A 21,938-nucleotide genomic window follows, 5' to 3' on the forward strand; every position below is an offset into this window, starting at 1 on the left:
GGGAGATGCCTCAGAACGGAATATCGTCGTCGTCGAAGCCTTCGTTGACCGGCGGAGCCGAGCGTTGCGGGGCGCCGCCACCGCGCTGCTGGCCGTAATCGTCGCCGCCGCGCGAACCGCCGCCGACGTTGCCGCCGCTGCGCTGCTGGCCGCCACCGCCGCCCCAGTTGCCGCCACCGCCACCGCCGCCCTGGCCGCCGCCGAAGTTGCCGCGGGACTGCGAACGCTGGCCACCGCCCTGGCCGCCGCCGAAGCCGCCGCCTTCACCGCCACCCTGGCCCCCGAGCATCTGCATCTCGTTGGCGATGATGTCGGTGCTGTAGCGCTCGACGCCGTCCTTGTCGGTGTACTTGTCGGTGCGCAGCGAGCCTTCGATGTAGACCTGGCGGCCCTTCTTCAGGTATTCGCCCGCGATTTCGGCGAGCTTGCCGAACAGCTTCACGCGGTGCCATTCGGTGCGTTCCTGCTTCTCGCCCGACTGCTTGTCGGTCCAGTTCTCGGAGGTGGCGATGCGCAAGGACGTGATCGCCGTGCCGCTGCCGGTGTAGCGCGTCTCCGGATCCGCGCCGAGGTTGCCGACGATGATGACCTTGTTGATGCCGCGTGCCATGGATTTCCCTCGTGATGCGTGTCTGGTCCGCCCGGATGACCCGGAGGGCGCCCTCCGATGATATAGGCGACGGGGCGCCGGTGCGGGGGCGGACCGTGTAGTTTCTGCGATGGGGGCCCCGCCGTAAACACCCGTCCGCGCCGGCGCGGTCACGGCCTTCACCACTCCGAGGGCAACATCGGACAAGCCGGCCCGGTTTCGTGAACGCTCCCCAACCGGGCTACCCCTATAATGTCCGCTGATCCGCCCGTACCCCATCCCAAGGCACCATGCACTCCATCGCCGAAAGCCAGCCCTCCCTCGATTTCGCCGGCGTCCGCGCCCTCGCCGCCGACGACATGGCCCAGGTCGATGCGCTGATCCGTAGCCGCCTGGCCTCGGACGTGGTGCTGATCAACCGCATCGCCGACCACATCATCGCCGGCGGCGGCAAGCGCCTGCGCCCGATGCTCCACGTGCTGGCGGCCGGAGCCGCCGGGTACGGGGGCAAGGAGCACGCCAAGCTCGCCGCCATCATCGAGTTCATCCACACCTCCACCCTGCTGCACGACGACGTGGTGGACGAGTCGGACATGCGGCGCGGGCGCAAGACGGCCAATGCCTTGTGGGGCAACGCCGCCAGCGTGCTGGTGGGCGATTTCCTCTACTCGCGCTCGTTCCAGCTGATGGTCGAGCTCGACGACATGCGCATCATGCGCATCCTCGCCGACACCACCAACACCATCGCCGAGGGCGAGGTGCTGCAATTGCTCAACATCGGCAACGCCGACGTCGACGAAGCGGCCTACCTGGCGGTCATCGAGCGCAAGACAGCCGTGCTGTTCGCCGCGGCGACCGAACTGGGCGGCGTCCTGGGTGGCCTCGACGACACGCAGACGGCCGCACTGCGCCGCTACGGCATGGAACTGGGCTACGCCTTCCAGATCGCCGACGACCTGCTCGACTACGTGTCCGATGCCGAAACCCTCGGCAAGAACATCGGCGACGACCTCGCCGAAGGCAAGCCCACCCTGCCGCTGATCTATGCCATGCAGTCGGCCGACGCCGAGCAGCTGGCGTCCTTGCGTCATGCCATCGAGCATGGCGGGCTGGATTCGCTGGATCGCATCGTCGCCTCGATCCGCGATTCCGGGGCGCTGGAGCGCACGCACGCCAAGGCGGCAGCGCATGCGGCGGCGGCAAGGGAAGCACTAGGCGCGCTGGCCCCGTCGGCGCACCGGGATGCCCTGCTGGCGCTGGCGGATTACGCGGTGGAGCGGCGGTTCTGAGTTTCCGCTTCAGCGCTTCGTTGGCTTTTCGCCGATACGATCGGCTCCCACCCCTCCGGTAGGAGGAGGCACGGTTCTATCACCGGCTACAGCGCCTTGTGGGCGCTCGCCGATACGATCGGCTCCCAACCCGCCGGTAGGAGGAGGCACGGTTCTATCACCGGCTACAGCGCCTTGTTGGCGCTCGCCGATACGATCGGCTCCCAACCCGCCGGTAGGAGGAGGCACGGTTCTATCACCGGCTACAGAGCCTTGTTGGCGCTCGCCGGTACGATCGGCTCCCGACCCTCCGGTAGGAAAGTGTCTACCGAAGGGGTGGGAGCCGATCGTATCGGCGAACCCGGCCGCCTCAGCCTTTCCTGGCAAACGCCTCGGTCAGCCACGCCCGCATCGCCGCATAAGCCCGCTTGGCCACCTTGTCGTCATAACGGCAATTGCCGGTGGCGGCGGTGGCTTCCTTCTCCGTGAAGCAATGCACCGCGCCGCCGAAGTCGGTCGACGCCCAGTCGACCTTGGCGGCGGTCATCTCCTTCTCGAAGGCCTCCCGCTGCGACGCCGGCACGTTCTGGTCGTCGGCGCCGTTGAGCGCCAGCACGGCGGCGTGGATGTTGCCGGGCAGCTTCGAATCGTCGGCGAGCAGGCCGTGGAAACTCACCACCGCGGCCACGTCGGCGCCGGCGCGGGCCAGGTCGAGCACGCTCGATCCCCCGAAGCAGAAGCCGATGGCGGCCAGGCGCGCCGGATCGATCGGTGCCGTCGTCTCCTGCGCCTTCAACGCCTGCAAGGCGCGGGTGACGCGTTCGCGCATGATCTTTCGATCGCCGTAAAGCGGCTTTACCGCGGCACTGGCCTCGCTCTCGTTCTTCGGGCGGATATTTTCGCCATACATGTCGGTGAGCAGGATCACGTAGTCCTTGCCCGCGATGTCCTTGGCCTTGGCGACGGCCATGTCGTTCACGCCGAACCAGTTCGGCACCATCACAAGGCCCGGGCGCTTCGCCTTCACGGCATCGTCGTAGACCAGGAAGCTCTTGTAGGTGACGCCCTGGTCGGTCCACTGGACCGGCTTGGCGACCATCGCAGCGTGCGCGGAGCCCGCGCCACCGAGAACCATGAGGGATAGGGCAAGCAGCGAGCGACGCATCGGAGTGACTCCCTGGGAAGATGAGGGAAGCATAGCGTCTGCCCGGTCGTCACCGATGCGATACCCATGCGAGGTCACGGCGTGGTCAGGATCGCCGCCACGGCCGGCTCCCATCCGCCTGCAGCGGACTTTCGACGAGCCGGCTACCGAAGCGGTACGAGACCATCGGATAACCGGGGCGGTCGATGAGCCCACTGCCGACACAAGGGAAGCCCTTCGGGCAGCCAGCCCGTCCCGACGATCCCGCTACCGAAGGGGTGGGAGCCGATCGTATCGGCGAACGATCCGCGACCCGCTCACCCGCCAGCAGCGTGGCGCATCAACTGCCGTTTCAACGGCGCCCATCCATCGAGCAGGCGAATACCCAGGCCACGCGCGGCAACCAGCGGCGAAGCCTTCCACCCATACACGCGCGCCAGCGCATCGAACGACCATGCATCGAGGCCATCGGCACTGCGTCGGCGGCGGGCGTAGCGGCGCAACACGTGGGTGGCGGCGATGTCGCGCCCCGCATCGCGGGCCGCAACCAGCGTGTCGCGCAGTTCGGCCACGTCGCGCAGGCCGAGGTTCACTCCCTGCCCGGCCAGCGGATGCACCGTGTGGGCGGCATCGCCAAGCAACACGATACGCCCGGATTCGTACCGATCGGCCAGCTTGAGGCGAAGCGGGAAACCCATGCGTCGCGTGACGGCACCGATCGGCCCCAGGCGAAAATCGCTCGCCACGCCCAGTTCGTTGCGGAACGCCTCGTCGTCGAGTGCCAGCACGCGGGCGGCCTCGGCGTCGGGCAGCGACCAGACGATGGAGCAGCGTCCATCGGCCAGCGGAAGGAAGGCCAGGGGGCCGGTGGGCAGGAAACGCTGCCACGCGGTGCGCTGGTGCGGCAGGGTGGTTTCCACGTGGGCGACGACGCCGCGTTGGGCGTAGTCGCGGCCATGCGTACCGATGCCGGCCATGGCTCGCAACGGCGAGTGCACGCCGTCGGCCGCGATTACCAGCCGCGCCGGAATCGTCTGGCCGTCGGCCAGTGCGAGGCGGGCGTGATCGTCGCGCGTTTCGCAGGCAACCACCTCGCCAGGGACGACGCGACGCACGCCGGCCTCGTCGAGCCCCTGCCAGAGCATGGCCTGCACGAGGTCGTTCTCGACGATGTAACCGAGCACGTCGCGGCCTTCGTCGGCCGCGTCGAAATGGATCGTGGCACCGTTTTCGGCATCCCAGACCACCATGCGCTCGTAGGCCGAGGCGCGCGCCCGACGAATGCCGTCCCAGGCCCCCAGCCCGTCGAGAAGCCGGATGGACGAGGGAGCGAGCCCGACCACCCGCAGGTCGGGCTCCGCATCGGCCGACCACGCCGCCGGTGCGCGCGCATCGACCAGCACCACCTCGAACCCGGCCCGAGCCAGCGCGAGCGCCGCGGCGGCACCGACCATGCCGCCGCCGACCACCGCGACGTCGGCCATGCCGCCACGGCGACGCGGGCCGTCCTGCCAGACGGTATTCATGGTGTTTTCTCCCGCACAGCGAACGGCGCGTTGGCGCGAAATCCCATGCCCCGGCGACCCAGGGCGTGGCGCAGTGGCGGCACCCGGTCCAGTGCCAACATGGCGAGCGAGCGGAGGGGGCCGAGGAACGGCTGCTCGAGGCAGGCCAGGCGGATCAGTCCGTGGCTCATCGCCATGGTGCCGTCCCGGTCCGGCGCACGACGACGGGCGTATTCGGCGAGCAACGCCTCCGAACCCGGATCGACCGTATCGGCCACGAGTTCGGCCAGGGTGAGCGCATCGCGCAAACCGAGATTGAAGCCCTGGGCGCCGATCGGATGAATGGTCTGCGCGGCGTTGCCCACGAGCACCGCGCGATTTGCGACCACCGAATCGGCCGCCACACGGCGAATGGCGTAGGGGAAACGCTTGCCGGGCCGCGAGAGGCGGCCGAGCCGCCAGCCGAACCGCTCCTGCGCGAAGGCCGCGAAGGCCGCGTCGTCCATCGCCGCTACCGCGTCCACTTCCGCCGAGTCGACCGTGAGCACCACGCCCACGCGCCGTTCGGCCAGCGGCAACACGGCCACCGGACCGTGGTCGGTGAATCGCTCGAAGGCGCGTCCCCGTGGGTCGCGCTCGGGCATCATCGTGCTCACGAACAACGACTGGCGGTAATCATGCTCCCTAGCGGCGATGCCCAGCCGCTCACGCACGCCGGACGCGGTGCCGTCGGCACCGACCAGCAGCGGCGTGACGACCTCGCGCGACGCGCCGCCGGACTCCGCCACCGTGACGGCCCACCCTCCGTCGACCGCCCGAATGCCTTCGACGCGAGCGGGTGCCATCCGCGTGAGCAGGCGGCAACGATCGAGGCGGCGCAGCAGCGCATCGCCGAGTTCGCGCGCGGGCAACGTCCAACCGAGGGCATCGACGCCCTCATCGGCCGCATCCATGCGCACGCTGCCGAAGTCCCCGGCGCGGCTGGTGTGGATGTGCAGGATGGGGGTGGCGCGCGCCGCGGCGACATCCCACACGCCGATGGCCTTCAGGCCGTTCACGGTGGCCCGCGCCAGGGCCAGGTTGCGCTCGTCGTAACTGGGCTGGTCGCCCAGGCGGGGGGCCGCGGCTTCGACCAGCGTGGCGGGAATGCCCGCGGTATCCAGCGCGATGGCGAGGCTGGCGCCCACCAGGCCGCCGCCGACGATGAGGATGGGATGGGATGGGGTCATGCACGCATGATAAACCCCTGCCGCCCCGGTGGTCCGGGCCGCTAGAATCGTCCGATGGGCAATCGACTCTCCAAGATCTACACCCGCACCGGCGACGACGGCAGCACCGGCCTGGGCGACGGCAGCCGCACGGGCAAGGACTCCCTTCGCGTGAACGCCTACGGCACCGTCGACGAACTGAACAGCGCGTTGGGCATGACCCTCGCCGCCGCAGGGGTGGACGACGACATCCGCGAGGCGCTCGTGCAGATCCAGCACGAACTCTTCGATCTGGGCGGCGAGCTGTGCATTCCCGGCATGGAAATGGTCCAGGGTCGCGACATCGACCGCCTGGAAGCCGTGCTCGACGGATTCAACGCCGACCTGCCTCCGCTCAAGGATTTCATCCTTCCCGGCGGCGGCGCGGCGGCGGCCGCCTGTCACCTGGCCCGTACCATCTGCCGGCGCGCCGAGCGCGACGTGGTGGCCCTGGGCCGTGTCGAGCCCGTCCGGCCCGAGGCGCAGCGTTACCTGAACCGCCTTTCCGACCTGCTTTTCGTGTTGGCCCGCGTACTGGCCCGGCGCAGCGGCCACGGCGAGGTGCTCTGGCAGCACGAGCGCCGCCCGCGAAGCTGACACGCGGGTGTAAGCTCAGGCCATTCCTGACCGGCGTCGCACCCAGGGGATGCACACCGTGCGGCCGGGACGGCGATTCTGCTAAGTTGGCGCCCTTTGAACGGATAAGACTCCCGCCCGTGACGTCACGCATCAGCATCCTGCCTAAACGCCGCCTGCTGGCGACCGCCGTCGCCTTCGTGGTCTCCGGCGCCGCCTGGGGCGCGCACAAGGCGCCCGCACAACCCGTCGCGGCCGGCACGGCGCCCGTTGCGGACACCTGCCCGCTCGGCTCGTTCATCTGCCCGCCCCGGCCGCTGAGCTACGCGATGTGCCGGCCGAACGCGATGCTCGACTTCTACGAGCCGGCGATCACCAAGGACACCACGCTGCGCGACACCGCCGTCACCGACGTCCATTCGGGCATCGACGACGGCAACACCAGCGGCGTCAAGGTCGAGAGCCCCGAGCCCAACCTCTACCACATGACCGGCGGCGTACGCCTGGAGCGCGCCGACCAGGTGCTGCGCGCCGACGACGTCACCTACAACGCCGACTCCACGGCCTACGACGCCCGCGGCAACGTGCGCTACCAGGAGGCGGGCATGCTCGTCTCGGCCGACCACATGACGGGCACCACCACGCCCAACCAGGGCGACGCCGACAACGTTCGCTACCAGCTGCTGCAATCGCGCGGCAACGGCGTGGCCGCCCACGCCAAGGTGATGGATCCCCAGCACGGCCGCTTCACCATGGCCTCGTACTCCACCTGCGACGTGGGCAGCCGCATGTGGGAGTTCCGTGCCAAGACCATGAACCTCAACAAGGAAACGGGCGTGGGCGTGGCGCGCAGCGCGACGATGCGCTTCAAGGGCGTGCCGTTCATGTACCTGCCCTACTTCACGTTTCCGCTCGACGACCGCCGCAAGAGCGGTTTCCTGTACCCGACCTTCGGCTCGTCGAGCCATTCGGGCACATACCTGTCGCTGCCGTACTACCTGAACCTGGCGCCCAACTACGACGCCACCATCGATCCGCGCTACTACTCCGACCGCGGCTTCATGCTGGGCGGCGAGTTCCGCTACCTGGAACCGCGCACCAACGGCCGCGTGTACTTCGAATATATGGCGCACGACAAGGGGCCCGACGAGGACATCAGCGGCACCAGCGACCGCGACGGCTCCACGCAGCGCTACCTGCTGCAGATCACCAACTCGACGAACCTGGGCAACGGCTTCAACTTCGGCGCGAACATCAACCACGCGTCGGACAACCAATACTTCCGCGATTTCAGCAACGACCTCTATTCGTCGGCGATCGGGTTGCTGTCGTCCAGCGCCTATGTATCCAAGGGCGGCAAGTACTGGAGCGCATCGCTGGGCGTGGACGACTACCAGAACGTGGATGCCGGCTTGCCCAATTACGTGGTGCCCTACCGTCGCTGGCCGCGCGGCACGTTCAACCTCAACGCGCCGGCCAATAACTGGCTCGACGTCGGCGTCGATTCCGAAGTGGTCGCATTCCGCAAGGTGGACCGTGCGCCGGTCAATCCCAACCCGCTCGTGCCGGGGCAGGTGGACGGCAATCGTCTGGATATCGCCCCGTACCTCGCCGCGGATTTCTCGGGTGCGTCCTGGTTCGTGCGCCCGCGCGTGGAATACCGCTACACCGGATACCAGCTCGACAGCGACTACCAGAAATTCAACTACACGCAGCGCAGCCCGTCGCGTTCACTGCCCATCGCCAGCCTCGACACCGGCCTGATCTTCGACCGCCAGACGAGCCTGTTCGGCACCGGCTACACGCAGACACTCGAACCGCGCCTGTATTACCTGTACGTGCCCTACCGCAACCAGGACAACCTGCCGCTGTTCGACACGAGCGAGATGTCGTTCGACTTCTGGCAGCTGTTCACCACCAACCGCTTCTCCGGCGCCGACCGGCAGATGGACGCCAACAACCTCACGGCGGCCCTCACCACGCGCCTGCTCGACGACAACGGCGTGGAACGGCTCTCGGCCAGCGTCGGCCAGATCCACTACTTCAACGACCAGCGCGTCCAGATCGCGCCTTACGTCGCGCCCACCACGTTCGAGAAATCCGACTACGTGGCCCAGCTGGCCGTCCAGTTCAACGACAAGTGGCGGTTGAACAGCTCCTACCAGTGGAACCCGAACAAGAAGGCCAGCCCCTACCTGAACGACCAGGGCCTGCCGTTCGAGCAGGGCCGCGATACCGACCTGGCCACGTTGCAGATCCAGCGACGGATCAAGGGCGACGGCATCATCAACTTCTCCTACCGCTACCGCCGCAACGTGATGGAACAATTCGACACGTCGGTGGTCTACCCCGTGTCCGAACGCTGGCGTGCGCTGGCGCGGTGGGTGTTCGCCCGCCGCGACGTGGTACCGGTCACCCTGGCGAACGGTGCGTCGTTCAGCACCTTCACCTATTCGCATCGCACCCTGGATGCGGCGGTGGGCGTCGAGTACGACAGCTGCTGCGTCGCCTTCCGCGTACTCGGCCGCCATTACGTGCACGACTACACCCGCTCCACGGCCAACGCGATCATGTTCGAGGTGGAATTCAAGGGCCTGGGCTCGCTCAACCCGCAATCGGGCGCCTACCTGCGCCGTGCTATCCTTGGCTATCAATAAGAGGGGCAAAGGCCCCGGGCACCCTTACTCGATGAAGCAGATCCTCGCCTATTCCCTGCTCGCCGCCGCCGTCCTGGCGGTGGTTCCGGCTGCCAACGCCCAGCTCCTGCCCTCGGCCCAGCCGCAGCAGGGAAGCATGAGCATCGGCAACGGCTCTCTCGACCGCATCGTCGCGGTGGTGGAAGAAGACGTCATCCTGCAGAGCGAACTGGACGAGGCCATCAACGCCATCGTGCGCCAGTACGCCCAGAATCCCCAGCAGCTGCCGCCCAAGGACGTCCTGGCCCGCCAGGTGCTCGATCGCCTCATCCTGATGAAGCTGCAGGTGCAGCGCGCCAGCGACCAGAACATCCACGTCTCCGACCAGGAAGTCGACCAGGCCGCCGCCAACGTAGCGCAGCAGAACAAGATGTCGCTCGACCAGCTCCGCGCCGCGGTCGAACAGGACGGCTACAGCTACGCCGGCTTCCGCCAGCAGCTGTCCGACCAGATCATCGCCCAGAAGCTGCATGAAAGCGTGGTGCGCGACCAGGTGACCGTCACCGACGCCGAGGTCAACAACCTGCTGGCCAGCCCCACCTACAAGGCGGGCGAAGTGCATCTGGCCCACATCCAGATCAGCACGCCGGCCGAAGGCGGCGCCAACGACATCGCCCAGGCCCAGGCCAAGGCCGAGGAAGCCATCAAGGCGATCAAGGGCGGCATGGATTTCAACGCCGCCGCGATCCGCTTCTCCGATGCGCCCGACGCCCTCGACGGCGGCGACCTCGGCTGGCGCCGTCTCGACGAGGTGCCGCCGGCGTTCGCCGATGCCGTGGCCTCGCTCAAGGCGGGCGAGACCACGCCGGCCCTGCGCGGCCCCACCGGCTTCCACATTCTCAAGCTCGTGGAAACGCGCGCACCGGGACGCCAGATCGTCACCGAGTACCACGCCCGGCAGATTCTCATCAAACCCTCCGAGATCGTCACCCCGGAGCAGGCCGAGAAGAAGGCGCAGGACATCTACACCCGCGTCGCCGACAAGCACGAGGACTTCGCCAAGATCGCGAAGGACGAATCCAAGGACAACACCACCGCGAACAACGGTGGCGACATGGGCTGGTTCGCCAAGGATGCGTGGGGTGCCGCGATCGCCAACAACATCGAACAGCTCAAGGACAACGAGGTGTCGCATCCCATCCAGACCGACGCCGGCTGGATCGTGCTGCAGCGCCTCGGTACCCGGCAGAGCGATCTCACCGACCAGCTCCAGCGTGACCAGGCCCGCCAGGCCATCGGCAACCGCAAGGCCGACGAGGCCTACGAGAACTACCTGCGTGAGTTGCGCTCGTCGTCGTTCGTGGACATCCGCGTGCCGGAACTCAAAGACCCCGACGACAAGCAGGCGTCGACGACCGCGGCACAGCCCGCGCAGTAACCGGCATGAACGCGACCACCCTGCCGAGGCTCGCCGTCACCGCCGGTGAGCCCGCCGGGGTCGGTCCCGAACTGCTCGCCCGCCTCGGCGCGAGCGAGCTCCCCGCCGATCTGATCGCCATCACCGATCGCGGCCTGCTCCAGCGGGCCGCGGACACCTGTGGCGTCAAACTCGACATCCTCGACGACGACGGCTCGCGCCTGACGACGCGCGCACCGGGATGCATCCGCCTGCATCACGTACCGCTGGGCGCGCCGGCAGTGGCCGGACGCCCCGATCCGGCGAACGCGCGCCACGTGCTCGAGATGCTTGCGGTGGCCGCCGACGGCTGCCTGGCCGGCCGTTTCGATGCCGTGGTGACCGGCCCGGTGCAGAAATCCAGCATCAACGAGGCCGGCATGGCCTTCAGCGGCCACACCGAGTTCTTCGCCGAGCGTGCGCACGCCGACGTGGTGATGATGCTCGCCAGCCCGGATCTGCGCGTCACCCTCGCCACCACGCACCTGCCGCTTTCGGCCGTACCGGGCACGATCACCGCGCCGTTGCTCGAGCGCACCCTTCGCATCGTGCACGATGCCCTGGCCCGCCGCTTCGGCGTCGGCCACCCCCGCATCGCCGTGCTGGGCCTCAACCCGCACGCCGGCGAGGGCGGCCACATGGGCCGCGAGGAACTGGACACCATCATTCCCCTGCTCGACCGCCTGCGTGGCGAAGGCATGACCCTCCTGGGCCCGTTGCCCGCCGATACGGCCTTCGTGCCGGCGATGCGCGAACGCTACGACGCGGTGCTGGCCATGTACCACGACCAGGCCCTGCCCGTGCTCAAGAGCGAGGCCTTCGATCGCACGGTCAACGTCACGCTCGGCCTCCCTTTCATCCGCACGTCCGTCGACCACGGCACGGCACTCGACCTCGCCGGCACCGGTCGTGCCGATCCCGCCAGCCTGTTCGCCGCGACGCGCCTTGCTATCGACCTCGCCCGTCGCGGGGCTTCCGCATGAACGCTCGTCCCAAGAAGAGTTTCGGCCAGCACTTCCTGCACGAGAAGCGCTACGTCGACCGCATCGTTTCATCCATCGCGCCGAAGGACGGCGACACGGTCGTCGAGATCGGCCCCGGCGAAGGCGCCATGACCCTGCCGCTGCTGGCCGTGGCGAAGAAGATGACCGCGATCGAGCTGGACACCGACCTCATCCCGGGCCTGCAGGCGCGTGCCGACGCCGTCGGTGAACTGCGCATCGTGCATTCGGATGTCCTCAAGGTCGATTTCACGGCGCTTGCGAGGGAACTGGGCGCCGAACGGCTGCGCGTCGCGGGTAACCTGCCCTATTACATTTCGAGCCCCATTCTCTTCCATTGCGTCGAGCATGCGTCGGCCATCCAGGACATGCATTTCATGCTCCAGAAGGAAGTGGTCGACCGCATGGCCGCCGAACCGGGCAGCAAGGTCTACGGGCGCCTCAGCGTCATGCTGCAGCTGGCCTGCAAGGTCACGCCGCTCTTCACCGTGCCGCCCGGCGCGTTCAGGCCGCCACCGAAAGTCGATTCCGCCGTGGTGCGCCTGGTGCCGCTGCCGCCCGAGCAACGGCCGCAGGGCGATCCGGCGAAGATTCACGCCGTCGTGAAGGCCGCCTTCGCCATGCGCCGCAAAACGCTTTCCAACACATTGAAGGGCCTCGTCGGCGAAGCCACCATTCGTGAGCTGGGAATCGATCCCCGTGCACGGGCGGAAACACTCGCTCCCGGCGAATTCGTTCGCCTCGCTAACGCCATGTGAAGGCCCGGCGGGCCTACTTGCCCGCCCCCTCCCCGTCCTCGACAATCGGTCCATGAATTCCAAATCCCCCTACACGATCGACGTGGAGGTCGAAACCCGCTTCGTCCCCGATCAGTCGCAACCCGCCGACAACCGCTATGTGTTCGCTTACACGATCACGCTGCGCAACGCGGGCGGCACGGCCGCGCAGCTGATGACGCGTCACTGGGTCATCACCGACGCGAACGGCAAGGTCGAAGAGGTCCGAGGCGACGGCGTGGTCGGCGAGCAGCCGTGGATGCGCCCCGGCGACACCTATCAATACACTTCGGGCGCCGTCCTGGAGACTTCCGTCGGTACCATGCAGGGCAGCTACCGCATGGTGGCCGACGACGGCACACACTTCGATGCGATGATCCCTGCCTTCGTGCTATCGATCCCGCGCACGCTCCATTAGGATCGAACATATGGAAAGCCCGCACGCCGGCAACGGCGCCATGGAGCGACTCGACTGATGGCCGTTTACGCGATTGGCGACGTCCAGGGTTGCTACCCCGAACTCCAGCGCCTGCTGGAGAAGATTCGCTTCGATCCGGCGAACGACCGCCTGTGGTTCTGCGGCGACCTGGTGAACCGCGGGGGCGAGTCGCTTGCCACGTTGCGACTCATTCATTCGCTGCGCGAACAGAGCGTCATCACACTGGGCAACCACGACCTGTCCCTGCTCGCGATCGGGCAGAGACGCGAAGATGCGCAAGCCCGCGTCAATCCCGAATTGCGCGAGGTGCTGTTCGCCGACGACGCGCCGGTGCTGCTCGAGTGGCTGCGCATGCAGAAACTGCTGCACCACGACGAGACGCTGGGCTGGACGATGGTGCACGCAGGCCTTGCGCCCAGTTGGACGCTCCGCCAGGCCCAACGCGCCGCGCTCGAAGTCGAGCGCGAACTGGGCGGTCCGCGCTATCAGCGACTCCTGAAAAACCTCTTCGGTAATCGCCCCCCCGGCTGGACGAACCGCCTCCAGGGCGTGGAACGTCATCGCGCCGCCATCAATACGCTTACCCGCATGCGCTATTGCGACGTGAACGGCCGCATCGACTTCGAAGGCAAGGGTACGCCGGGCACGCAGAAGCCCGGCATGTATCCATGGTTCGAAGTACCCGGCATGCGTCGGCGCGAGACGAAGATCGTCTGCGGGCACTGGTCGGCGCTCGGACGCTTCGCGGGGCTAGGCGTGTATGCGATCGACACGGGTTGCGTCTGGGGCGGACAGCTAACGGCCATGCGGATCGATGGCGAAGAGCCGAGCTACATCACCGTGCAGGCGGAGTCGTATCGGCAGAAGCCCAAGGGCGGCGGGGACTGAATCGCTCCCTATCCCAAACAAAAAACCCGCCTTTCGGCGGGTTTTTCGTATCAGCTCAGCTGACCGTGGCAGTGCTTGTACTTCTTGCCCGAGCCGCACGGACAGGGATCATTGCGCCCCACCTTCGGACCCTCCGCGAAGATCGGTGCCATCGCCGTCGCCTCGGTCTCACCGCCGTTCTGGGCCATCGCCTGCGCGTCGGCGTGCTGGAACTGCAGGCGCTGCGCTTCGGCCGCGCGCTGCTGCTCGGCTTCCATGGCGGCCACTTCGTCTTCGCTGCGGATACGGATGCGCGCGAGCATCTGCACCACTTCGGTCTTGATTCGGTCGAGCATGTCGGAGAACAGCTCGAACGATTCGCGCTTGAACTCCTGCTTGGGCTGCTTTTGCGCGTAGCCGCGCAGATAGATGCCCTGGCGCAAGTAATCCATGCTGGCGAGATGCTCCTTCCAGGCATTGTCGACCACCGAGAGCATCACGTGCTTCTCGAGCGAGCGCATGGTCTCCGCACCGATCTGGGCTTCCTTTTCGGCGAACAGGGCATCCACTGCCTCGCGAACGTGCTCGAGGATGCCCTCGGCGTCCACGTCCTGCTTCTGCTCCACCCACGTCGGCAGATCGAGGCGCAGGTTGAATTCGCTGGCGAGCTCGCGGTCGAGAGCGGGAAGGTCCCACTGATCGTCGATGCTCTCGGCGGGTACGAAGCGACGCACCATGCCTTCCACGACGTCGAGGCGGATGTCGCGGACCATATCGGAAATGTCGTCGAGTTCGAGCAGTTCGTCGCGCTGCGCGTAGATCACCTTGCGCTGGTCGTTGGCGACGTCGTCGAAGTCGAGAAGGTTCTTGCGGATGTCGAAGTTGTGCTGTTCGACCTTGCGCTGCACCTTTTCGATCTGGCGCGTGATGAGGCGATCTTCCAGCGCCTCGTCTTCCTTCATGCCGAACATCTGCATCCAGCGGCCGATGCGCTCGCCGCCGAAGATGCGCATGAGATTGTCCTGCAGCGACAGGTAGAAGCGCGAGGAACCCGGATCGCCCTGGCGACCGGAACGGCCACGTAGCTGGTTGTCGATGCGGCGGGACTCGTGGCGCTCGGTGCCGATGATGTGCAGGCCGCCGGACGCGAGCACCTGCTCGTGGCGCTGCTTCCAGGCCGCCTTGATCTTTTCGCGATCGGCGTCGGACGCATTGGCTGGCAGCGCGGCGAGTTCGGCCTCGAAACTGCCGCCGAGCACGATGTCGGTACCGCGGCCGGCCATGTTGGTGGCGATGGTCACCGCGCCAGGCGCACCGGCCTGGGCGACGATGTGCGCCTCGCGCTCGTGCTGCTTGGCGTTGAGCACTTCGTGCGGGATGCGTTCCTTCTTGAGCAGGCCCGACACCAGTTCGGACACGTCGATGGATGCCGTACCCACGAGCACCGGCTGGCCACGCTCGTGGCACGCCTTGATGTCGGCGATGACGGCCTTGAACTTGGCGTCGGGGCCAAGGAAAACCGCATCGGGGTTGTCGACGCGCACCATCGGCTTGTGGGTGGGGATCACCACCACCTCGAGACCGTAAACGCTCTGGAATTCGTAGGCTTCGGTGTCGGCCGTACCGGTCATGCCGGCCAGCTTCTTGTACATGCGGAACAGGTTCTGGAACGTGACCGTCGCCAGGGTCTGGTTCTCGCGCTGGATGGGCACGCCTTCCTTCGCCTCGACCGCCTGGTGCAGGCCGTCGGACCAACGGCGACCTGCCAGCGTACGGCCGGTGAACTCGTCGACGATGATGACCTCGCCGTCGCGCACGATGTAATCGACATCGCGCTGATAGATGGCGTTCGCGCGCAGGGCCGCGTTGAGATGATGCACCACGGCCAGGTTCTTGGAGTCGTACAGGCCGCTCTCCGGCTCGATGACACCCGCCTGGCGCAGCAACTGCTCGGCGTGCTCCATGCCCTCTTCGGACATGTGCACCTGCTTCTGCTTCTCGTCGACGAAGTAGTCGCCCGCCGCCTCTTCGGTCTCCTGGCGCACCAGGTGCGGCACGATCTTGTTGACGGAGATGTACAGCTGCGGGGAATCCTCCGCGGGGCCGGAGATGATCAGCGGCGTGCGCGCCTCGTCGATGAGGATGGAGTCGACTTCGTCGACGATGGCGTAGTGCAGGCCGCGCTGGTGGCGCTGTTCCTTGCTAAGCGCCATGTTGTCGCGCAGGTAGTCGAAACCGAATTCGTTGTTGGTGCCGTAGGTGATGTCGGCCGCGTAGGCACCGCGCTTGTCGGCGTGGTCCATGCCCGGATACACCACGCCGACCGTGAGGCCGAGGAAGTTGTACAGCTTGCCCATCTGCGCGGAATCGCGGCGAGCCAGGTAGTCGTTGACCGTGACGACGTGGACGCCCTTGCCTTCCAGCGCGTTGAGGTAAACCGGCAGGGTGCCCACCAGGGTCTTGCCTTCACCCGTGCGCATTTCGGCGATGCGGCCCGAATGGAGCACCATGCCGCCGATCAGCTGGACGTCGTAGTGGCGCATTCCGAGCACACGCTTGGCCGCCTCGCGCGTGATGGCGAAGGCCTCGGGCAGCAGCTTGTCGAGCGTCTCGCCAGCGGCGAGACGCTGGCGGAATTCCTCGGTCTTGCCGCGCAAGGCGTCGTCGGAAAGCTTCTCGTACTCCGGCTCGAGGGCGTTGATGCGCTTGACCGTTTTGGACAGGTCGCGCAGCACGCGGTCGTTACGGCTGCCGAAAATACTCGTCAGGGCACGATTGAACATCGATCATCCGGATCTGAAAACGAAAAGGGTGCGAGTGGCTCGGAAGCCGCCCACAAGAAGGGACGATCATACTACGTGCGTCCCCGGCTTTCCTCCGGATGGCGGCGCCGCGGTTGGGATTCAACCCTTTCTCAGCGATGGCTGCGAACGTACGCCAGCGGATTGACCACCCGATCGTGGTACCAGACCTCGAAATGCACGTGAGACCCGGTCGACCGCCCCGTGGAGCCGGCCTTGGCGATCTCGTCGCCAACATGGACCCGTTGGCCCGGCTTGGCGATCAGCACGCTGTTGTGGGCGTAGCGGGTCATGTACCCGTTGCCGTGGTCGATTTCGACCACATCGCCGTAGCCGCTGCGCTGACCCGCAAAGGTGACGAGGCCTTCGGCCACCGCCGTCACGGGCGTACCCTTGGGCGCGGCGATGTCGATACCCGTATGACGTGCGCTGTGGCCGCTGAACGGATCGGCCCGGCCGCCGAAGTACGAAGAAATGTAGCCGCTCACCGGCATGCCGGCGGGACGCAGGCCCGATTCGATCTTGCGATCGAGAAGCATGTCGTTGAGCGCCTGCAGTTGCGCCTGTTGGGCGTCGAACTGACCGGACAACTGATCGATGCTCTGGTCGAGCGCGGAGGGGAAGGCGTAGGCGGGCGCATCGGTCGCGATCTCCGGACCACCCTGGCCCGGGTCTTCGTCGAAGTTGAATTCGCCGTCGTCGAGCTTGCCGACCTGGGTCAGCCGCTCGCCCAGGGCGTTGAGACGCACCGACTGGGCCTGGAGTTGCCCGAGCTTGACCGCCAAGGCGTTGAGTTCACGCTGCGCATCGCGCCTGACGGCGGCCACCGAGGCATCTTGGCCGGCCACCTGGTCGCCGATGCGGCCGATGGCACCAAGGGCCCGGTCTTTCGGCCCCGCCACCGCCAGGGCCATGCCGGCGCCCAGTCCCGCGATGCCAAGGACGCCCGCCAGCACCATGACTGCCACCTTGCAGCGCATGCGCCGACAGGTGAGGTCGAGTGTTTTCGGCCCTTTACGGCCGCGTGACACGAGTATGATCTGCATACGTTCCACATCGAATCGTTCAAGCCGGTCCATGCCACCGCCGTCCCAGCCGCCCCGCCGCTCCACGCGTGGACTCACGTCCATCGCTCAAGTGGCGTCCGTCGCATCGTTGGCCCATAGGGCCCGCGACCTCGACGTGCTGGACCGGCAGCTGCGCGCGACGTTTCCCGCTCCGATGCGCGATCACATCCGCTTCGCGGACCTGCGCGACGGCCGGCTCGTCTTCCTTGCGCCCTCATCGGCCTGGGCCTCGCGGGTGCGCCTTTATCAGACGCAGATCCTCGAGGCCGCGCGCGCGCTCGGCGCGCAGGCCCACTCGGTTGCCGTGAAAGTGGCCCCCCTGCCGGTCGAGGAACCCGCCCCCGAACCGAACAAACCGCTTCCCACCGAGGTCGCCCGACACCTTCGGGCCGCCGCGGCGACACTTTCCGATCCCCTTTTGAGGGATCTCTTCCTTGAGTTGGCCTCCAAGGCCGAAAAGCCTAAGTAATCCAGCACTTACCTCGCGACTCGGCGATGCGTAAGCGGCACCGGATCGTCAAGGTGGCGAACTTTATAGCACGCATGAAGCGTGTCGACACCTAAATTGCACGTAAATTTGACGCGCGCGGTCTGTTATCGATCATCGATGGGGCGGTACGGTGGCGGCCACCATCCCAGAAAAATCGTAGGTGACCGGATCGCTGAAACCCAGCGCCCGGTGTCCGAGCGTGCGATGCCCTGGCTCGAAAAACAAAAAAGGCCGCGATCGCTCGCGGCCTTCTCGGTATCGCTGCTGAACCGGCTCAGACGGCTTGGGCCGGATGCGCGTAGGAGATGGGGGCCTTCGCGGGATCCTTGAAGCTGACCTCTTCCCACGCGGTGGCGTCGGCCATCAGCCTGCGGAGGAGCTTGTTATTGAGCTCATGCCCTGACTTGTGCGCGGAATAGGCGCCAATCAGGCTGTGGCCCAGCATGTAGATGTCGCCGATGGCGTCGAGAATCTTGTGCTTGACGAATTCGTTGTCGTAACGAAGGCCGTCTTCATTGAGCACGCGGTAGTCGTCGAGCACCACGGCATTGTCCATCGAGCCGCCAAGGGTGAGATTGCGCTCACGCAGGGCTTCGATATCACGCATGAAGCCGAAGGTGCGGGCGCGGCTCACTTCCTTGACGAACGAGGTGGTCGAGAAATCCATCTCGGCCTGCGAATTGCGCTTGTTGAACAGCGGGTGGTCGAACTCGACAGAGAAGCCCACCTTGAAGCCGTCGAACGGCTCGAGCTTGGCCCACTTGTCGCCGTCTTCGACGATGATCGGCTTCTTGATGCGGATGAAGCGCTTGGCCGCGTCCTGCTCCTCGATGCCAGCGGACTGGATGAGGAACACGAAGGGGCCCGCGCTGCCGTCCATGATCGGCACTTCCGGCGCCGAAAGATCGACGTACGCGTTGTCGATACCGAGGCCGGCCATCGCCGAAAGCAGATGTTCCACGGTGGAAACGCGGATATCGCCGTTGATCAACGTGGTGGAGAGTCGCGTGTCACCCACGTTTTCGGGGCGCGACTTCAGTTCGACCACGGGATTGAGGTCGATTCGACGGAACACGATACCCGTGTTCGGTGCCGCCGGGCGAAGCGTCATGTAGACCTTGTCGCCGGTATGGAGACCGACGCCGGTGGCACGAATGATGTTCTTGAGCGTGCGCTGCTTAATCATGTTGGGTCAAACCTTGCCGGCAGCAGCCTTAAGTACCGTACATGCTAACACAGTCTTAACCTCGGAATAAACAAACCGGACGGTACAGTCCAACCTCGCTTCACCGTTCCTTCAGTAATTCCTGAGAGCCATTCTCATTTGCCATGCGACTGAATTGCGCGCCGCATCAAGAACTTGCAACTTATTGAATTGATTCCACGCTTTCCCTGCGGCGAGGCGGCACCGCCCCACCGCCCGGACGGGAGCGGCGGTGGAGCGGTGGGCGACCCGGCTCCATGCCGGGGTCGTGCCCACGTTTTCCTTAACGTGCCTTTAGACGACGAAAAAACCGATCAGTCGGCCTGGCGACGCAGGAACGCGGGGATGTCCAGGTAGTCGATCGCCGGTTCGGCGTTCTTGGCGGGCTGGGCGGCTTCGGCGCGGATGGAAGGCGCCGGTTCGGCCTGCGCGTAGTCGACCACTTCGTTGCCGGTGCCCGTGCGCAAAACGACCGGACGCGGACGCTGGCGCATCTCCACCTGCTGAGGCACCGGCTGGCGCATCGGCTGCTTGGCGGCAACGCCACGATTGAGGCCGGTGGCCACCACGGTGACGCGCACGTCGTCCTGCATCTCGGGGTCGAGCGAGGTGCCGATCACGACGGTGGCATCTTCCGATGCGAAGTCGTGGATCACACGACCGATCTCGTCGAATTCGCGCATGGTGAGATTCGGACCGGCGGTCACGTTGACCAGGATGCCGCAGGCGCCGGCGAGGTTCACGTCTTCCAGCAGGGGGTTGTTGATGGCCGACTCGGCGGCCGCCTGCGCGCGATCGTCGCCGCGGGCGGTGCCCGAGCCCATCATCGCCATGCCCATCTCGCTCATGACGGTGCGCACGTCGGCGAAGTCGACGTTGATCAGGCCCGGGGCCGTGATCAGGTCGGCGATGCCCTGCACCGCACCCAGCAGCACGTCGTTGGCCGCCTTGAAGGCGTTGAGCAGGGTCACTTCGCGACCGAGCACCGAAAGAAGCTTCTCGTTGGGCACGGTGATCAGCGAATCGACGTGCTGCGAGAGGTCTTCGATGCCCTTGAGCGCCACCTGCATGCGGCGACGGCCTTCGAAGGGGAACGGCTTGGTGACGACGGCGACGGTCAGGATGCCCTTTTCCTTCGCCAACTGCGCCACGACCGGCGCGGCGCCCGTGCCGGTGCCACCGCCCATGCCGGCGGTGATGAACACCATGTCGGCGCCTTCGAGCATTTCCTCGATGAGCTCACGGTCTTCCAGCGCGGCCTGGCGGCCCACTTCGGGGTTGGCGCCCGCACCGAGACCCTTGGTGACGTTGCCGCCGAGCTGCAGGTGCGTGCGACCGCCGCAGGTCTTCATCGCCTGCGCGTCGGTGTTGGCGACGACGAATTCGACGCCTTCGATGTTGGAGTTCACCATGTGGGCCACGGCGTTGCCGCCGCCACCGCCCACGCCGATGACCTTGATGACCGCATTCGGTGCCAGTTTTTCGATGAGTTCGAACATTTCCCGTCCTCCGCAGAACTTTTAGTTTTTTTGGTTGATTCCCGTGACCGGCTCCTGCCGACCGCGGGTTGCGGGCCATCCTCTTGCCCCGGCACCCCCCTTATCCGTCGGGTACCGATGAAAAACCTGTCGCCGGTCAGAAGTTCTTCGTGAACCAGCTGCGGAACTTCTCGACCACGTTGCCTACGTTGCCCACCGCCGAATTCATGGCCCGGCTGCCGCCGCTGGATCGCGATCCGTGCAGCAGCAGGCCCACGCCGGTGGAATGCAGTTCGCTGGACACGACCTCGCCCAAGCCCGACACGTGCTGCGGTACGCCCACGCGAACCATCTTGTGGAAGATTTCCTCGGCCAGCTCGAGCGCGCCTTCCATGCGGGCGGCGCCACCGGTGAGCACGATGCCCGCCGCGACGAGGCTTTCGTAACCCGAGCGGCGCAATTCGTCCTGCACCATTTCGAAGATTTCCTCGTAGCGCGCCTGCACCGACTGGGCGAGCGCCTGGCGAGCCAGGCGACGCGGCGGACGATCGCCGACGCTGGGCACCTGGATGGTTTCCTCGGCATGGGCGAGCTGGGCGAGCGCGCACGCGTATTTGATTTTGATCTCTTCCGCGTGAGCGGTCGGTGTGTGCACGCCGTACGCGATGTCGTTGGTGACTTGGTCACCCCCGACCGGCAGCGACTTCGTGTAGCGGATCGCGCCCTGCGTATAGATGGCGATATCGGTCGTACCCGCGCCGATGTCGACGAGGCACACACCCAGTTCGAGTTCATCCTCGGTGAGCACGGCCTTCGCGCTGGCCACGGCGGCCGGCACCAGCTCGTCGACCGAGAGGCCGCAACGCTGGATGCACTTGGAAATGTTCTGCACCGAGCTGGCCGCGCCGGTGACCAGGTGCACGCTCGCTTCCAGGCGCACGCCGCTCATGCCGACCGGGTGGCGGATGCCGTCCTGGCCGTCGATGCGGTATTCCTGCGATTCCTTGTAGAGCACCTTGCGGTCGGCGGGGATCGCCACGGCGCTGGCCGCTTCGAGCACCTGTTCCAGGTCGCCGGCCATCACCTCGCGGTCGCGGATGGCCGCGGTGCCGTGGGAATTGCGCGTCTCCAGGTGGCTGCCCGAGATCGAGGCGTAGACCGAGCGGATATCGCAGCCGGCCATGAGCTCGGCCTCTTCCACCGCACGCTGGATGGAATGCACGGTGGATTCGATGTCCACCACCGAGCCCCGCTTCATGCCACGCGACACGTGGGTGCCGATGCCGATCACTTCGATCGGCTCGCCGGGTTCGTATTCGCCGACGATCGCGACGACCTTGGAGGTGCCGATGTCGAGGCCGACGACGAGCTGTTTGTCGTTCTTGTTTCTCATG

The 21,938-nt window shown here is 66.4% G+C and carries 18 protein-coding genes; 9 read left to right on the forward strand and 9 right to left on the reverse strand.

Going from position 1 to position 21,938, the window contains the following annotated elements; translation table 11 throughout:
- Nucleotides 1–10: 10 nt before the first annotated feature.
- Nucleotides 11–610 (reverse strand): single-stranded DNA-binding protein, encoded by a 600-nt coding sequence (gene ssb, locus JNG39_RS17030; protein ID WP_368313114.1) that lies wholly within the window; start codon nt 608–610, stop codon nt 11–13.
- A 269-nt stretch (nt 611–879) separates the two neighbouring features.
- Here ssb and JNG39_RS17035 point away from each other — a divergent pair, with 269 nt between their 5' ends.
- Complete coding sequence (locus tag JNG39_RS17035) at nt 880–1,878, forward strand: polyprenyl synthetase family protein (RefSeq protein ID WP_368313115.1); 999 nt, start codon at nt 880–882, stop codon at nt 1,876–1,878.
- Between the two features lie 349 nt (nt 1,879–2,227).
- On the opposite strand, the gene JNG39_RS17040 is transcribed toward JNG39_RS17035, so the two are convergent.
- The 3 genes from JNG39_RS17040 to ubiH all read right to left on the reverse strand — a co-directional run bounded on the left by JNG39_RS17040 (nt 2,228) and on the right by ubiH (nt 5,735).
- Nucleotides 2,228–3,022, reverse strand: a complete 795-nt coding sequence (locus tag JNG39_RS17040; protein ID WP_368313117.1) for a dienelactone hydrolase family protein — start codon at nt 3,020–3,022, stop codon at nt 2,228–2,230.
- A gap of 296 nt (nt 3,023–3,318) precedes the next feature.
- The gene (locus tag JNG39_RS17045; protein ID WP_368313119.1) at nt 3,319–4,527 is read right to left on the reverse strand and encodes a UbiH/UbiF/VisC/COQ6 family ubiquinone biosynthesis hydroxylase; all 1,209 of its coding nucleotides are present in this window, start codon (nt 4,525–4,527) and stop codon (nt 3,319–3,321) included.
- Nucleotides 4,524–5,735: a 2-octaprenyl-6-methoxyphenyl hydroxylase gene (ubiH, locus tag JNG39_RS17050; protein ID WP_368313121.1), complete on the reverse strand. Its 1,212-nt coding sequence runs from the start codon at nt 5,733–5,735 to the stop codon at nt 4,524–4,526. The genes JNG39_RS17045 and ubiH overlap by 4 nt, the downstream gene beginning before the upstream one ends.
- A gap of 54 nt (nt 5,736–5,789) precedes the next feature.
- Between ubiH and JNG39_RS17055 the strand changes: the two genes are divergently transcribed.
- From JNG39_RS17055 to JNG39_RS17085, 7 genes are all read left to right on the forward strand, one after another.
- Nucleotides 5,790–6,350 (forward strand): cob(I)yrinic acid a,c-diamide adenosyltransferase, encoded by a 561-nt coding sequence (locus JNG39_RS17055; RefSeq protein WP_368313122.1) that lies wholly within the window; start codon nt 5,790–5,792, stop codon nt 6,348–6,350.
- A 119-nt stretch (nt 6,351–6,469) separates the two neighbouring features.
- The gene (locus tag JNG39_RS17060; RefSeq protein ID WP_368313124.1) at nt 6,470–8,986 is read left to right on the forward strand and encodes an LPS-assembly protein LptD; all 2,517 of its coding nucleotides are present in this window, start codon (nt 6,470–6,472) and stop codon (nt 8,984–8,986) included.
- A gap of 31 nt (nt 8,987–9,017) precedes the next feature.
- Complete coding sequence (locus tag JNG39_RS17065) at nt 9,018–10,403, forward strand: peptidylprolyl isomerase (protein WP_368313126.1); 1,386 nt, start codon at nt 9,018–9,020, stop codon at nt 10,401–10,403.
- A gap of 5 nt (nt 10,404–10,408) precedes the next feature.
- Nucleotides 10,409–11,404, forward strand: a complete 996-nt coding sequence (pdxA, locus tag JNG39_RS17070; protein ID WP_368313128.1) for a 4-hydroxythreonine-4-phosphate dehydrogenase PdxA — start codon at nt 10,409–10,411, stop codon at nt 11,402–11,404.
- The gene (rsmA, locus tag JNG39_RS17075) at nt 11,401–12,180 is read left to right on the forward strand and encodes a 16S rRNA (adenine(1518)-N(6)/adenine(1519)-N(6))-dimethyltransferase RsmA (protein WP_368313129.1); all 780 of its coding nucleotides are present in this window, start codon (nt 11,401–11,403) and stop codon (nt 12,178–12,180) included. The genes pdxA and rsmA overlap by 4 nt, the downstream gene beginning before the upstream one ends.
- 52 nt (nt 12,181–12,232) lie before the next feature.
- Entirely contained in the window at nt 12,233–12,616 is a 384-nt protein-coding gene (gene apaG, locus JNG39_RS17080; RefSeq protein ID WP_144915634.1) for a Co2+/Mg2+ efflux protein ApaG, read from the forward strand.
- 57 nt (nt 12,617–12,673) lie between these two features.
- Entirely contained in the window at nt 12,674–13,525 is an 852-nt protein-coding gene (locus tag JNG39_RS17085; RefSeq protein WP_247370312.1) for a symmetrical bis(5'-nucleosyl)-tetraphosphatase, read from the forward strand.
- Nucleotides 13,526–13,575: 50 nt separating this feature from the next.
- Here JNG39_RS17085 and secA read toward each other — a convergent pair whose 3' ends face one another.
- Both secA and JNG39_RS17095 read right to left on the reverse strand, forming a co-directional pair.
- Nucleotides 13,576–16,287, reverse strand: a complete 2,712-nt coding sequence (gene secA, locus JNG39_RS17090; RefSeq protein ID WP_368313132.1) for a preprotein translocase subunit SecA — start codon at nt 16,285–16,287, stop codon at nt 13,576–13,578.
- Nucleotides 16,288–16,418: 131 nt separating this feature from the next.
- A complete protein-coding gene (locus tag JNG39_RS17095; protein ID WP_368313133.1) occupies nt 16,419–17,351 on the reverse strand; it encodes a M23 family metallopeptidase in 933 nt (310 codons plus the stop codon).
- Nucleotides 17,352–17,382: 31 nt separating this feature from the next.
- Between JNG39_RS17095 and JNG39_RS17100 the strand changes: the two genes are divergently transcribed.
- On the forward strand, nt 17,383–17,841 hold the full coding sequence (locus tag JNG39_RS17100) for a DciA family protein (RefSeq protein ID WP_368313135.1): 459 nt from the start codon (nt 17,383–17,385) through the stop codon (nt 17,839–17,841).
- Nucleotides 17,842–18,136: 295 nt separating this feature from the next.
- On the opposite strand, the gene lpxC is transcribed toward JNG39_RS17100, so the two are convergent.
- The 3 genes from lpxC to ftsA all read right to left on the reverse strand — a co-directional run bounded on the left by lpxC (nt 18,137) and on the right by ftsA (nt 21,937).
- Nucleotides 18,137–19,048 (reverse strand): UDP-3-O-acyl-N-acetylglucosamine deacetylase, encoded by a 912-nt coding sequence (gene lpxC, locus JNG39_RS17105; protein WP_368313137.1) that lies wholly within the window; start codon nt 19,046–19,048, stop codon nt 18,137–18,139.
- 332 nt (nt 19,049–19,380) lie between these two features.
- A complete protein-coding gene (gene ftsZ, locus JNG39_RS17110) occupies nt 19,381–20,565 on the reverse strand; it encodes a cell division protein FtsZ (protein WP_368313139.1) in 1,185 nt (394 codons plus the stop codon).
- Nucleotides 20,566–20,701: 136 nt separating this feature from the next.
- The gene (gene ftsA / locus JNG39_RS17115) at nt 20,702–21,937 is read right to left on the reverse strand and encodes a cell division protein FtsA (RefSeq protein WP_144915653.1); all 1,236 of its coding nucleotides are present in this window, start codon (nt 21,935–21,937) and stop codon (nt 20,702–20,704) included.
- Between the last annotated feature and the right edge of the window lies 1 nt (nt 21,938).

Source organism: Luteibacter sp. CQ10 (assembly GCF_040900725.1).
GTDB lineage: Bacteria > Pseudomonadota > Gammaproteobacteria > Xanthomonadales > Rhodanobacteraceae > Luteibacter.

Bases quoted from the DNA above. Each gene is read 5' to 3' on its own strand.
- JNG39_RS17085 (WP_247370312.1), top strand. From the start codon at position 12,674: ATGGCCGTTTACGCGATTGGCGACGTCCAGGGTTGCTACCCCGAACTC.
- rsmA (WP_368313129.1), top strand. From the start codon at position 11,401: ATGAACGCTCGTCCCAAGAAGAGTTTCGGCCAGCACTTCCTGCACGAG.
- ssb (WP_368313114.1), bottom strand. From the start codon at position 610: ATGGCACGCGGCATCAACAAGGTCATCATCGTCGGCAACCTCGGCGCG.
- pdxA (WP_368313128.1), top strand. From the start codon at position 10,409: ATGAACGCGACCACCCTGCCGAGGCTCGCCGTCACCGCCGGTGAGCCC.
- lpxC (WP_368313137.1), bottom strand. From the start codon at position 19,048: ATGATTAAGCAGCGCACGCTCAAGAACATCATTCGTGCCACCGGCGTC.
- JNG39_RS17095 (WP_368313133.1), bottom strand. From the start codon at position 17,351: ATGCAGATCATACTCGTGTCACGCGGCCGTAAAGGGCCGAAAACACTC.
- ftsA (WP_144915653.1), bottom strand. From the start codon at position 21,937: ATGAGAAACAAGAACGACAAACAGCTCGTCGTCGGCCTCGACATCGGC.
- JNG39_RS17065 (WP_368313126.1), top strand. From the start codon at position 9,018: ATGAAGCAGATCCTCGCCTATTCCCTGCTCGCCGCCGCCGTCCTGGCG.
- secA (WP_368313132.1), bottom strand. From the start codon at position 16,287: ATGTTCAATCGTGCCCTGACGAGTATTTTCGGCAGCCGTAACGACCGC.
- JNG39_RS17100 (WP_368313135.1), top strand. From the start codon at position 17,383: ATGCCACCGCCGTCCCAGCCGCCCCGCCGCTCCACGCGTGGACTCACG.
- JNG39_RS17055 (WP_368313122.1), top strand. From the start codon at position 5,790: ATGGGCAATCGACTCTCCAAGATCTACACCCGCACCGGCGACGACGGC.
- ubiH (WP_368313121.1), bottom strand. From the start codon at position 5,735: ATGACCCCATCCCATCCCATCCTCATCGTCGGCGGCGGCCTGGTGGGC.
- JNG39_RS17040 (WP_368313117.1), bottom strand. From the start codon at position 3,022: ATGCGTCGCTCGCTGCTTGCCCTATCCCTCATGGTTCTCGGTGGCGCG.
- ftsZ (WP_368313139.1), bottom strand. From the start codon at position 20,565: ATGTTCGAACTCATCGAAAAACTGGCACCGAATGCGGTCATCAAGGTC.
- JNG39_RS17035 (WP_368313115.1), top strand. From the start codon at position 880: ATGCACTCCATCGCCGAAAGCCAGCCCTCCCTCGATTTCGCCGGCGTC.
- JNG39_RS17045 (WP_368313119.1), bottom strand. From the start codon at position 4,527: ATGAATACCGTCTGGCAGGACGGCCCGCGTCGCCGTGGCGGCATGGCC.
- apaG (WP_144915634.1), top strand. From the start codon at position 12,233: ATGAATTCCAAATCCCCCTACACGATCGACGTGGAGGTCGAAACCCGC.